A 12,670-nucleotide genomic window follows, 5' to 3' on the forward strand; every position below is an offset into this window, starting at 1 on the left:
GCTTCAGGCCGGGGTGGGGCTGTTGCGCTGCAGGTCGTGCTTGAGCAAGGCGACTGAAGCGGCCAGCAGCACGGCGTCCTTGATCAGGAAGGACGTCGCCCCGCCCATGGCCGGGAACCCGCCAGCACTGTTCTCCCAGCCGCCCGGAGTGGTAACGATCAGGGTCAGGGTGGTGGCGTAGGTGAGCACCGAGCCCAGGGCGCCGATCACCGCCAGCCGTGGTTGCCAGATGCCGGCCAGCAACGCCGCGCCAATCGCCCATTCCGCCACGCCCAGCGCATAGCTGGCGCCGTGGATGCCAAAGGCCAGGTGCAGCCAGGACAGCAACGGGCTGTTGTCGATCAGCGGGATCAGGGCCTGGGCTTCGTAATCGAACCACTTGGCATAGCCAAAGCCGAAGAAAATCAGGATCAGGCTCCAGCGCAGCAGCTGGATGTCCAGGGAGGAGCGGATGAAGCGGTCAAGGTAGGCAGGGCGGGTCATGGCGAGGTCCTGTGGTGGGATGAGGCAGGTATCCTCAAGACGCCGTGACCGCCCTGTTGTTACATCAATCGCGTGCTCAACGCTTGCCGAGGATCTTGCCCAGCAGCTCCGGTCGCGGTGCGCCCTGTTGGGTTTGCAGTTGCTGCTGGTCGTCGAGGTAGAAGATCGCCGGGGTTGCTGACAAACCGAGTTCTTCCATGACCGCGAGGTTGGCGTCGAGCTTGGCTTGTACCGCTTCGGGAACCTTGTCCAGGGCCTTGAGGGTACTGGCCTTGCCGGCCTTTTCATGTTGCGCCAGGGCCTTGGCCGGATCCTTGCTGGCCAGCAGGGCGGCCGATTTGCCCGGGCTGTCTTCGCGGATGATACCGACCATGATGTGCCGCAACTGCACCTTGCCCGATTCGACCCAGGGCCGCGCCTGCTGCCAGAACATGTTGCAGTACGGGCAATTGGGGTCGCTGAACAGGTAGACGATGCGTGGTGCATCGGCCTTGCCGTCGGCGATCCAGGCGGTTTTCTCCATCTTTGCCCAGACCTCCTTGGCCATGGGGGCGTACACCAGTTTTTCCAGCGGCGCCTGGCTCAGGTCCTTGCCTTGCTCGTCGAACAGGCTGCCCACCAGCACATGCTTGCCATCGGCGGTCAGGTACAGCGCCAGGCCGCGGTTCTGGTATTCGGCCGCGTAGCCACGCAGGCCATCGGGGGCGTCGAAGCTGCCTTTGATTTTTGCGCCTTTGGCCTCCAGTTGCTGGATGGCCTTGGGGAGTGTTTCAGCCAGCGCCAGCTGGCTGGTCATCAGGCCCACGGCCAGGGTGAGGGGCAGTTTCAGCAGAGATCGCATGCGACGTTCCTTGTGGGGGATGGGGCGGCAGGCGCGGGCGCGTGCTCGAAAGATTGCAGGGCATGGCTGAGGCTGGCCCGCGACAGCTCGCCAAGATGGCTGCCGACCAGGCGACCCTCGGCGTTGTAGAACAAGGTGGTGGGCAAGGCCATGGAGCCGACCTTCTGCGCCAGCTGGCCGCCGCTGTCGAACAGCACGTGGGACAGGTTAAGGCCGGTGGTGGCGAGGAAGGTGACCACGGTCTGTGGCGCCTCGCCCTGGTTGACGAACAGGAAGGTGATGTCCGGGTAATCACCCTGGGCCTGTTGCAGCACCGGCATCTCGCGCCGGCACGGCGGGCACCAGGTAGCCCAGAGGTTGATCACCAGTGGCTTGCCGCGGTAGTCGGTGAGCTCGACGGACTGGCCACTGGCCTTGCGCAAGCTCATTTCCGGCAGTTGAGTGCCCTGGTCATACAGGTGGCTGGCCAGGCTGCCGAGCAGCCAGAACAGGCCACCGCTGAGCAGGCCCCAGCCCAGCGGCCGGCGCAGGGCCGGGCGGCGATAGCCGAGGCAGAAGGCGCCGATGGCTACCGCCAGCAGGCCTGGCCAGAGCAGAAAGCCGCCATCGCGCAGGTCGATGACCTGCAGCAAATCTTCGCGGTACATCGCCCAGTACTGGATGACAAAGCCCAGGCGTGCACTGAGCAGGCCGAGCAGGAACAGGCCGAACAGCACCGACTCGGGGTTGTCGCCGCCGCGCTTGGCGACGCGCCAGCCAACAAGGCTGGCCAGGGCCAGGGCGCAGATCAGCAGCAGGTGGTTCAGGGCCATGGTCAGTGGCCCGAGTGCGACGGTCAGCATCATCCTTGGCTCCGGGTAGCGGCCCAGTGTTGGAGGAAGTTCGCCGCATCGATTTCACCGGTGATGCGCCGGGCCCGGCGCTCGTTGCCCTCCGGGCCGATCCAGATCAGGCTGGGCGGGCCCGGGACCTGGTAGCGCTGCAGCAACTCGCGACTGGACGGTGCGTCGGCGGTCACATCCAGGCGCAGCAGGCGCACGCCGCCAAGCGCCGCCAGTACGTCGGCGCGGGCGAACACCTGTTTCTCCATGACCTTGCACGACACGCACCAGTCAGCATAGTAGTCGAGCATCACCCACTGGCCCTGGGCCTTGGCCGCCTCCAGCTCGCGCTGCAGTTCGGCCGGCTGGCTGACGGTGGTGAAGGCATCATGCGGCACGGCAAGGCCCATTGGCGCGCTGGCGGCGGTGAACGGTTGCAGCGGCTGCCAGGGGTCGTTGCCACCGGCTGCCGCGCCGACGACCAACAGGCTGCCCCACAAGCCCAGCAGCAGCGACAGTGCCCGAAGCGCCCGCATAGCTTGCAAGGCCGGCCACGCAGCCCAGGCCAGGGCGATTAGCCAGGCACCGGCCAGGCCCAGCCACAGCGAAGGCTCCAGCACCGCACGCAGGGTATACAGGGCCATGGCCAGGAAGACGAAGCCGAACAGGCCCTTGACCCGGTTCATCCAGGCGCCCGGGCGCGGCAGGTAGCGGTTGCCGAGGGTGACCAGCAACAGCAACGGCAGGCCCATGCCCAGGCCGAGGGTGAACAGTACCAGGCCGCCATGCACGGCATTGCCGCTCTGGGCGATGTACAGCAGGGCGCCGGCCAGCGGTGCGGTCATGCACGGGCCCATCAGCAGGCCCGACAAGGCCCCGAGCAACGCCGCGCCGTACAGGTTGCCGCCGCGGGTGCCATTCCCGGCACGCTCCAGGCGGTCGCGAATCCACACCGGCAGTTGCAGCTCGAAGGCGCCGAACATCGGCAGGGCCAGCAGCACGAACAGCCCGGCCAGGGTGCCCAGCAGCCAGGGTTGCTGCAGCCAGGCCTGAAAGCTTGCGCCCAGCAATGCGGCAACCACGCCCAGGGCGGCGTAGACCAGGGCCATGCTCAGCACATAGACGCTGGCCAGCAACCAGCCGCGGCGGGCACTGGCACCACTGCCCAGTACCAGACCTGCAAGAATCGGCAGCATCGGCAACGAGCACGGGGTGAAGGCCAGCAGCAGGCCCAGGCCGAGGAAGGCCAGCAGGTTCCAGGCCAGGGTCGACTGTTGCAGGCCGCCGGCCAGGGCTTGGTCGCTGGCCTGCGCGGCGGCGCTTGTACCACCCAGGCTGACCACACTGGTTTGTGGCGGGTAGCACAGCCCGGCGTCGGCGCAGCCCTGCCAGCCCATGCGCAGTTCGCCGCTGGCGCTGGCGGGCAGGATCAGCTCCAGCTCGCCACGGTAGACCTGGGTTTCACCAAAGTACTCATCGCTGTGGGGCAGGGCGGGTGGCAGTTGCGGTTGCTGCTCGGGGACCAGGCCGTCGAATTTCAGGCGTTTCTGGTACAGGTAGTAGCCATCGGTGATCTGCCAGTGCAGGCGCATTTGCCCCGATTCCAGGCGTTCGCTGCTGAACACGAAGGCCTTGTTGACCGGCAAAAAATCGCTCTGGGCAAACGGGTTGGCCTGGCTCAGGCCGCTTAGCAGGAACATCAGGGCAAACAGAAAAACGCGCATGTCGACGCCTTGGCAATGCGATGAAGGGCCAAGCTTCGCCCAGCCCGATTAACCGAAAGTTAACCCGATGGCTGACGGCTGTCGCCAAGGCCGCGACGGCTGTGGCCTGGCGCGGCATAATCCTGGGTTAATCCGCCTGGGCTTGAATAAAGCCTTTCATGACCGAGACCCGACCATGCACGTACTGCTCTGCGAGGATGATGACCTGATCGCCAGCGGCATCAGCGCCGGCCTGGGCGCCCAGGGCATGACCGTCGACCGGGTGGCCAGCGCCGGCGCGGCCCAGGCCATGCTCCAGGCCGCGGCGTTCGACGTCATGGTCCTCGACCTCGGCCTGCCCGACGAAGACGGCCTCAAGCTGCTGCAGCGCCTGCGCCAGCAGGGCCATGAGCTGCCGGTGCTGATCCTCACCGCCCGCGATGCGGTCACTGACCGGGTCGAGGGCCTGCAGGCCGGTGGCGACGATTACCTGCTCAAGCCGTTCGACCTGCGTGAACTGGCCGCACGTCTGCACACCTTGCTGCGCCGCGCCGCCGGGCGAGCGGTGAACATCATCGAGCATGGCCCGCTAAGCTACGACCCCAGCAGTCGCGAAACCTGCCTGGGTGGCCGCCCGGTCGACCTGTCGCGGCGCGAGCAGGCGCTGTTGCAGGCGTTGCTGCACAACCGTGGCCGGGTGCTCTCCAGCGAACAGCTCAAGGACAGCGTCTATGGCTTTGGCGACGAGGTCGAGAGCAACGCCCTGAACGTGCATATCCACCACCTGCGGCGCAAACTGGGCAACGGTATCGTCGAAACCGTGCGCGGCCTGGGTTATCGCCTGGGCCCGGCGCAACTGCCGGAGGAGCCGCAAGCATGACCTTGCGTTTGCGCCTGACCCTGATCCTGGGCACTGCCTTCATCGTCATCTGGGTGTTGGCCGCGGCGTGGATGCTGCGCGACCTGCGCATGCAGATGATGTTCTCCCTCGACCAGCGCCTGGTGGCATCGGCACGCATGGTTGCCGGCCTGGTCGACCAGTTGCCGCAACCGCTGTCGAGCAAGGGCGAGGGCACGCGCCTGAGCGCCGACCAGTTGAGCGTCGACGGCATGGCCTGCCAGGTCAGCTCGCTGCGCGGCGAGATTCTTGCCCGCAGCCATAATAATGAGCAGCCCCTCGACGACCAGCGCAGCGGGTTTCGCGACCAGACCATCGACGGCGCCCGCTGGCGCAGTTTCACCTATGCCCATGGCGATGTGCGCATTACCACCGCCGACCGCCATCAGGAGCGCGAGGCCCTCAACCGTTCGATCCTGCTGGCGGCCTCGGCACCGGTGCTGATGGCCTTGCTCGGCAGCCTCGGCTTGCTGTGGATGGGTGTTGGCAAGGGGCTGGCGCCGCTCAACCGGATGCGCGATGCCTTGCGCCGGCGCAGCCCGGATTCCCTTGAGCCCTTGCAGGTGCGCGGCCTGCCCAGTGAGCTGCAACCTTTGCTGGAAACCCAGAACCAGCTGTTTTTGCGCATTGGCCAGACCATCGAGCGCGAACGGCGCCTGACCGATGATGCCGCCCATGAGCTGCGCAGCCCGCTGACCGCGATCAAAACCCACCTGCAGGTGGCACGGATGACCGATGGCGAGGTGCGCGAGCAGGCCCTTGAACACGCCGAGCAGGGCGCCGATCGTCTGCACCGGACTCTTGAACAACTGTTGCTGCTGGCCCGGGTGGAAGGCCGACTGTCGTTTGAAGACGGCCTGCAGTGCAACGCCGAGCAGATCGCCCGCCAGGCAATCCTGGACACCGGGGTCGACAACGCCGGGCGCATCGATCTGCAGTTGGCGCCCGGCGCCGCCCAGCTCTACCTCGGGATGCCCACGCCACTGGCGGTCACGGCCCTGCGCAACCTGCTCGACAACGCCCTGCGTCATACCCGTGGCAGCGAACCGGTGGAGCTGGCAGTGCAGATGGAACAGGACCGGGTGGCATTTTTGGTGCGCGATCACGGCCCCGGTATTCCCGAACAGGACATCGAGCACCTGACCGAGCGCTTCTGGCGCCATAGCCAGAGCGGCGGATGCGGGCTGGGCCTGGCGATTGTCCAGGCGATCGTCCAGCGCTGTGCCGGCAGCTTGCGCTTTGACAGCCGCAGCGATGGCTTGCGGGTGTTGTTGCACATTCCGTTGCGTGCAAACCCGTCGTAACCGGTCAGTGCAAAGCGGCAGTTGAAAAAATCCGCAGCGTTGATGGGCATCGGCTAAATCCGCAGGGCGCTGAAGCGTTTTTCAAGCGATAACAACCCGCACTCCTCTGGCAACAGGCGCGTGACGGGCACATCCGCTTGCTTGCGAGGGTTTCCCAGATGTCAGTCGCTATCAGCCTTGCCCAGGCGCTGCCGGTGTCTTCCACCGCAGACGCTGCTGAAACACTTTATGCATTCAATGAGTCGCCGTTGCTGGCCCGCCAGAGCCTGCAGGAATCCAATGCCCGCAGTTACCCGCGGCGCATTCCGCTGGCGCTCAAGCGCGCCCGTGGCATCTATGTCGAAGACGTAGAAGGGCGTCAGTTCATCGACTGTCTGGCTGGCGCCGGGACCCTGGCGCTGGGGCATAACCATCCGCTGGTGATCGAAGCGATCCAGCAGGTGCTGGCCGATGAACTGCCGCTGCACACCCTGGACCTGACCACGCCGGTCAAGGACCAGTTCGTCCAGGACCTGTTCAGCCTGCTGCCCGAGCAACTGCGCGGCGAAGCGAAGATCCAGTTTTGCGGGCCGACCGGCACCGACGCGGTGGAAGCGGCGTTGAAACTGGTGCGCACCGCTACCGGGCGTAACACCGTGCTGTCGTTCCAGGGCGGCTACCACGGCATGTCCCAGGGCGCCCTGAGCCTGATGGGCAGCCTGGGGCCGAAGAAGCCGCTGGCCGCCTTGCTGGCCAATGGCGTGCAGTTCCTGCCGTACCCTTATGACTATCGCTGCCCTTTCGGGCTGGGCGGCGAAGAGGGCGTGAAGGTCAACCTGCACTACCTGGAAAACCTGCTCAGCGACCCGGAGAGCGGCGTGCAACTGCCGGCGGCGGTGATCGTCGAAGTGGTCCAGGGTGAAGGCGGGGTGATCCCGGCGGACATCGAATGGCTGCGCGGTGTGCGGCGCATTACCGAGAAGGCCGGTGTGGCGCTGATCGTCGACGAGATCCAGAGTGGTTTTGCCCGCACCGGCAAAATGTTTGCCTTCGAGCATGCAGGCATCACTCCGGATGTGGTGGTGTTGTCCAAGGCCATTGGCGGCAGCCTGCCGTTGGCGGTGGTGGTTTATCGCCAGTGGCTGGACACCTGGCAGCCGGGGGCGCACGCCGGTACTTTCCGTGGCAACCAGATGGCCATGGCCGCAGGCTCGGCGGTGATCAACTACCTCAAGTCACACGACCTGTGCAGCCATGCTCAGGCCATGGGCGAACGCCTCGCCGGCCATCTGCGCCACTTGCAGGAGGACTTCGCGCAGTTGGGGGATATCCGTGGCCGTGGCCTGATGCTGGGGGTCGAGCTGGTTGATCCGCAAGGGCAGCTCGATGCCCAGGGGCATCCGCCGGTCTGCCCGCGTCTGGCACCGCTGGTGCAGCGCGAATGCCTGAAGCGTGGGCTGATTCTGGAACTGGGCGGGCGTCAGGGCGCCGTGGTGCGTTTCCTGCCACCGCTGATCATTACTGCCGAGCAGGTTGATGAGGTGGCGGCGCGCTTTGCTCGGGCGGTTGCTGCGGCGGTGGCCAGCCTGTAGGCAGCCTTGGCATGCACAAGCCCGGTGCACTGCACCGGGCTTTTTTTGGTTCTTCACGGAATCCCGGGCTGGGATGTTGAGGCTGCGAGTTTATCCATTCAATGTGGGGCTGCTGCTGGCCCCTTCCGCCTTTACGGCGGCCTACTTTTCTCTTGGGAAGAAGTAGGCAAAACCGCTTGCTCCTGCATACGGCCCTACGCTGCGCTTCGGGTCCCCTCGCTACGGCACCCTCCGGGGCATCGCGGCCTACGACTTGCTTCGCAAGTCTACATCTCGCGTCTTCGGCTGCCGCCGAAGGTGCTGCGCACCGCCCCTACAGGCACCTACGCTCGGCCTCCTGAAGTCGCTTTTCGCGGCGCCTGGAAGTACGTGCATGAACATCAAGATCAAGACCAAACAAGTTGGTGCTCGTTTTATCAGCGGGCTTGTCCCGCTCCTGCGTCAGCATGGCTTCGCCAACATCTGCTTTCGCAGATACGTCAGTGCAGGCGCCGCCCGTAACTTCGCTACTTCAGGGCCGCGAAAGGCTTGGGCGGGCAACACATTGCGATACGTCCCAGCCCCGATGGCGAGGACCTATTTGAAATCTATTTCTGCAATCAGCACCTGTGGACTATCGACGTGAACAAGCCTGACTACGGTCCATAATGTGTCAACCATGTCCCCGCACATGTGTCCACCATGTGTCCGGTCTCTACACCAAGAACAAAAGGGACCCGCCGTAAGGGCGGAAGGGGCCAACAGCGGCGCCACACCGAATGGATAAGCCCGCAACCCAACCCAAGAATCATAGCCCCCGGGATTCCGTGAAGAACCTTTTTTTGCGCTTCAGTCGAAGCTGCGACCCGCGCGCCAGTAGCCCATCAGCGTCAGGGCGCTGCGATCCAGCCCGCGCTCGGTGATCAGGTAGCGACGGATATTCATCACCGCTGCCGACTCGCCGGCGATCCAGGCATAGAAGTCGCCGTTGCCGGGTTGAGCCAGTTCCCAGAGGATCTGCCGGTCGATATCGACCTCCTCCAGGGCGACCTTCGCACCTGTGCCCGCTGCGGCTGCCGGCAGGCGCGCCAGCTCGCGGATGGCATGGATCATCGCTTCGCCGTGGGTGCAGTGCAGCACTTCGCGCGGCAGCCAGTTCAGTTCGGTGGCGCGGCTGCAGGTCAGGTCGAGGCAATCGGCTTCGCAGGGGACTTCGATGAACGCCTGTACCGGGACTTCGGGCAGGTCTGCGGCCATCTGCTCGAGGATGCCGGCAATTGCTGGCAGGGCGGTTTCATCGCCGATCAGCAGCAGGTTGCGCAGGTTCTTCGGGGGGCGCCATTCGTAGCCGCCGGGGGCGGCGTCGAAGGCCAGGTTCGGGGCGACCATCTGCAGGCGATCGCCGATGCGTGCCTGGGTCGCCCAGGTCGATGCCGGGCCGTTGACGCCGTGCAGGACGAAGTCGACATCCACTTCCAGTGCCTCGCGGCGCAGGTCGCGGATGGTGTAGGTACGCATCGGCGGGCTCTGCTCGGCGCTCAGGCCGCGACGCGCTTGCTGCCAGGAACCTTGCTTGGGCAGGTTCGGGTATTGGCCATCGGCAGAGGGAAAGAAGATCTTGATGCGCTGGTCGGCAGCCAGGGTACGCATCTGCCCGACATCCTCACCGCTGAACACGAAGCGGCTGAGGGACGGGCTGAGGGCAATGATGGCTTTGAGCTGCACATCGAACACTCCGTAGGCACTGGTTCTGGCAGGTTTGCCGACCAGCTTGCGCAGACCGTTGCCCAGGGCGTTGGTCAGGGAGGTGGAGGCTGACATGGGCGGTACCTTTTCCAAGGGAGGTTCCTTGAAAACGAAATAGCCGCCGATCGAATTAGCACAGGGCGGCAGTGGTTAAATTTCCCCCTCCAGGAAACGTCCTAGCTTGGATAAAGCCTGCTTCATGGCTGATACGGGTAGGACGATGACGATTTCGCGACGAGGATTCATAGCGGGCCTGGCGGTGGCGGGCGCGACCGTGCCAGCCGCCTATTACGCGCACAAGCAACTGACCCACGATCCACAGGACGACATCGTCACCCCCGGCGAGGCCAGCGTTGAGCTCGCGGATGCCGCTGGCCAGCACCTGGCCGATCAATTGCGCGGCGTCTGGGATTTGCGTTTGAGCGGTGCCGATGGCGAGCTCGCCGGGCTGCCTGTGGAAGGCTTGCAGATGTACCTCGACGTCGCCGCCAAAGGCCGTGGCCTGCGTGGTTTTGTCGATACCGAACTGGTTCTGCGCAGCGACGCCCCGGCCGCCTACCGAGTGCTTGGCGACCTGGTCGGGGCGTCCACCGCCACGGTGCGCTGGCGGCTGATGAGCACCCAGGGCGGGCCGGGTTATGAATGTACCGCGAGCCTGGATGAAGTCTGGGGCAGTTTTGGCAACGCTGGCAGCGCTACCCTCAGTGGCCGCTTGCAACCGCTGGATCGCTCGATGGCCTTGCCCTTGGCCGACAGTCACTTCGTTGCCGTCAAACGCCTGTTTCCTGAAGCCCGTGAGCGGCTGCCCTATACACCGCAGTTGCAAGCCTGGCTGATCAGCGCCGAACACCGCTTGTTCCATCAGCTCTGGCACGCGACCCGTGACAAATGGCATCGGCTGTCTGAAGAAAAACACGGTGCCTTGCGTGGCCTGGGCTGGCAACCCGGCCCGCGTGACAAGGAGCGTGATGCCCGCGGCCCGCGCAAGCATCGCAATGGTTCGGGGGTGGATTTTCTGTTCATGCACCGGCATATGCTCGGTACGGCGCGGTCGATGCAGGACCTGCCGTCGTGGCCGCATTTCCCTTTGCCGCAACCCAGCGTCGAACACGACCGCCAGGGTTTTGCCCGCTATTACGACAACCATGACGGTTACTGTGTACCGCCCGGTTGGCGGGCACCGGGCGACGAGGCTTATGGCGTATGGGTCTCGGCGATCAAGGCCGGCGAGACCTTCTGCAGTAATTTCCAGGTCTGGGAATCGCAGTACCAGGACCCGCTGTACCTGTCGAAGCTGACCCTCGGTGCGTTCGGTTCGGAGCTGGAAATGAACCTGCACGATTGGCTGCACATGTGCTGGGCCTCGGTGCCACGTGATCCGGTCAACGGTGCGCCAGTGCCGTTTGCCCGGGACCCGGCCGATTTTGCCGGGCGCTGGTACGAGGCGGAAAACGACTTTCTCGGCGATCCGTTCTCGTCTCACGTCAACCCGGTGTTCTGGGGGTTCCATGGCTGGATCGATGATCGCATCGAGGATTGGTACCGCGCCCATGAGCGCTACAACCCGGGGCAGGTTCGGCGTCTTGAGGTCAATGGCGTGCAGTGGTTCGCCCCGGGGCGCTGGGTCGAGGTCGACGACCCGTGGCTGGGGCCGGTGACCCATGGCTGCAGCACCACGCCGGGGATGTTCCCGGGCAAATCGGTGGAAATGGATGTCGAGATCATGAAGCTGGCTCTGCGCATTACCTTTGGTGAAGACGACAAGATCGGCGACCTGGTGCGCCGGGTGCCGCAGCGGCCCTGGTATGCGCGGCATTTGTCGTTGCGCGGGATTGTGAGCTGATTGGCTGTATTGGGCCTGCTGTGCGGGCCATTGTCGGCAAGGCCGGCCCCCACGGGTTTTGTGCAGGCAGTCAATGATCTAGCGAACCACCTGCCATCCGCCGCCCAATGCCTTGTACAGCGCCACGCTGCCTTGCAGGCGGGCCAGGCGCAGTTGCACCTGCTGGTCTTGCGCCTGGTACAGGGTGCGCTGGGTTTCCAGTACGGTCAGCAGGGTCTCGGCACCGGCCTGGTAGCGGCGCTCGGAGAGGGTGAAAGCGATCTGCGCCTGCTGCACTTCCTCATCCTGCGACTGGCGCTGCTGGTCAACACCGCTGATGCCATTGAGCGCCTTCTCGACATCGGCAAAGCCGTTGATGATGCTGCTGCGGTAATTCTCCAGTAGTTCGTCCTGCTTGGCGCGGGCCTTGTCGCGCTCGGCGCGCAGGCGGCCGTTGTTGAAGATCGGCGCAGCCAGCCCGGCACTCAGGGTGTAGTAGGGGCTGCGCAGCACCTGGGTAAAGGTGTCGGCACCCGAGCCCAGGTCGGCGCCCAGGGTCAGGCTCGGCAGCATCGCCGCGCGGGCAACCTGCACGTCTGCCTGGGCGGCGGCCAGGCTGGCTTCGGCGGTGGCAATGTCGGGACGGCGGCTGAGCAGCTCGCTGGGCACGCCGCTGCCGATCTGCGGCCAGTTCAGGCGGGTAATTGATTCTTCAAGGGCGGGCAGCGCCTGCACCGGCTCGCCGAGCAAGGTTGCCAGGGTGATGCGCGCCTCTTGCAACTGCTGCTCGAACAACGGCACCTGGCGCTGCTGGCCGGCGACCAGGCTGCGTTGCTGGGCCAGTTCCAGGGCGGTGGCCGAGCCAGACTGATAGCGGGTTTCGACCAGGTGCAGGACATCCTCGGCGTTGCTCAGGTTGAGGCGGGCAATACGCACCTGCTCACGCAGGGCCAGGCTCTGCAGGTAGCTGTTGGCAACGCCGCTGAGCAAGGTCAGCTCGACGGTCTGGCGATCGAAGCGGCTAGCCTCCAGGTTGAACAGGGCGCTGTCGCGTGCGGCCGTTTTACCGCCCCAGAAATCCACTTCGTAGCTGGCGCTCAAGCGGGTGCCGAACGAGGTGCTGGTGCGTTCGCGGCTGCTGGCATCGAGTTGGTCGAAGCCGTTGCCATGCAGCAGGCGTTGGCGTCTGGCATCCAGGCCGAACTTGAGTTCAGGCAGCAACGGCGCGCCGGCAATGACCGCCGAGGCCTGAGCCTGGCGAATACGCGCGGCGGCAGCGGCCAGATCGAAGCTGTTGCGCCGGGCGTGTTCGATCAGTTGATCGAGCGCGGGGCTGGAGAACTGCTGCCACCAGTTCTCGTGGGGCAGCGGGGTGCTGGCTGCCTGGCCCTGCCACTGCGCTGGCGCCTGCAGGCCACTCGAAGGTGCAGAGGGGGTTGAGGTACAGGCGGCAAGCACCAAACTGATCGACAGGACACTGAGACGGCTGGGCAGTTTCATGG

At 65.2% G+C, this 12,670-nt stretch carries 11 protein-coding genes; 5 read left to right on the forward strand and 6 right to left on the reverse strand.

The annotated features are described in order from the left end of the window. Window positions 1-3: 3 nt before the first annotated feature. The 4 genes from LOY54_RS08515 to dsbD all read right to left on the reverse strand — a co-directional run bounded on the left by LOY54_RS08515 (window position 4) and on the right by dsbD (window position 3,869). Complete coding sequence (locus LOY54_RS08515; RefSeq protein WP_045200489.1) at window positions 4-483, reverse strand: YkgB family protein; 480 nt, start codon at window positions 481-483, stop codon at window positions 4-6. 76 nt (window positions 484-559) lie between these two features. Further along, a complete protein-coding gene (gene dsbG, locus LOY54_RS08520) occupies window positions 560-1,324 on the reverse strand; it encodes a thiol:disulfide interchange protein DsbG (RefSeq protein WP_045200491.1) in 765 nt (254 codons plus the stop codon). Then, window positions 1,309-2,166, reverse strand: coding sequence for a TlpA disulfide reductase family protein (locus tag LOY54_RS08525; RefSeq protein WP_045200576.1), 858 nt, complete (start codon window positions 2,164-2,166; stop codon window positions 1,309-1,311). The genes dsbG and LOY54_RS08525 overlap by 16 nt, the downstream gene beginning before the upstream one ends. Further along, on the reverse strand, window positions 2,166-3,869 hold the full coding sequence (gene dsbD, locus LOY54_RS08530) for a protein-disulfide reductase DsbD (RefSeq protein ID WP_258610149.1): 1,704 nt from the start codon (window positions 3,867-3,869) through the stop codon (window positions 2,166-2,168). The genes LOY54_RS08525 and dsbD overlap by 1 nt, the downstream gene beginning before the upstream one ends. A gap of 175 nt (window positions 3,870-4,044) precedes the next feature. On the opposite strand from dsbD, the gene LOY54_RS08535 reads away from it, so the two are divergent. The 4 genes from LOY54_RS08535 (at window position 4,045) to LOY54_RS08550 (ending at window position 8,246) form a co-directional block, all read left to right on the forward strand. After that, window positions 4,045-4,728 carry a response regulator transcription factor gene (locus tag LOY54_RS08535; protein WP_045200496.1) on the forward strand — a complete coding sequence of 228 codons (684 nt, stop codon included), beginning with the start codon at window positions 4,045-4,047 and terminating at the stop codon, window positions 4,726-4,728. Continuing rightward, window positions 4,725-6,050 carry an ATP-binding protein gene (locus LOY54_RS08540; RefSeq protein WP_045200499.1) on the forward strand — a complete coding sequence of 442 codons (1,326 nt, stop codon included), beginning with the start codon at window positions 4,725-4,727 and terminating at the stop codon, window positions 6,048-6,050. Before LOY54_RS08535 ends, LOY54_RS08540 begins: the two co-directional genes overlap by 4 nt. Before the next feature lie 158 nt (window positions 6,051-6,208). Then, entirely contained in the window at window positions 6,209-7,621 is a 1,413-nt protein-coding gene (locus LOY54_RS08545) for an aspartate aminotransferase family protein (RefSeq protein ID WP_258610150.1), read from the forward strand. Window positions 7,622-7,994: 373 nt separating this feature from the next. Continuing rightward, window positions 7,995-8,246, forward strand: a complete 252-nt coding sequence (locus LOY54_RS08550; RefSeq protein ID WP_258610151.1) for a hypothetical protein — start codon at window positions 7,995-7,997, stop codon at window positions 8,244-8,246. Window positions 8,247-8,449: 203 nt separating this feature from the next. On the opposite strand, the gene LOY54_RS08555 is transcribed toward LOY54_RS08550, so the two are convergent. Beyond that, window positions 8,450-9,421: a siderophore-interacting protein gene (locus LOY54_RS08555; protein ID WP_258610152.1), complete on the reverse strand. Its 972-nt coding sequence runs from the start codon at window positions 9,419-9,421 to the stop codon at window positions 8,450-8,452. Between the two features lie 145 nt (window positions 9,422-9,566). Here LOY54_RS08555 and LOY54_RS08560 point away from each other — a divergent pair, with 145 nt between their 5' ends. Beyond that, window positions 9,567-11,189, forward strand: coding sequence for a twin-arginine translocation signal domain-containing protein (locus LOY54_RS08560; RefSeq protein ID WP_258610153.1), 1,623 nt, complete (start codon window positions 9,567-9,569; stop codon window positions 11,187-11,189). A 78-nt stretch (window positions 11,190-11,267) separates the two neighbouring features. On the opposite strand, the gene LOY54_RS08565 is transcribed toward LOY54_RS08560, so the two are convergent. Next, a complete protein-coding gene (locus LOY54_RS08565) occupies window positions 11,268-12,668 on the reverse strand; it encodes an efflux transporter outer membrane subunit (protein WP_258610154.1) in 1,401 nt (466 codons plus the stop codon). Between the last annotated feature and the right edge of the window lie 2 nt (window positions 12,669-12,670).

Source organism: Pseudomonas sp. B21-032 (assembly GCF_024748965.1).
Taxonomy (GTDB): domain Bacteria; phylum Pseudomonadota; class Gammaproteobacteria; order Pseudomonadales; family Pseudomonadaceae; genus Aquipseudomonas.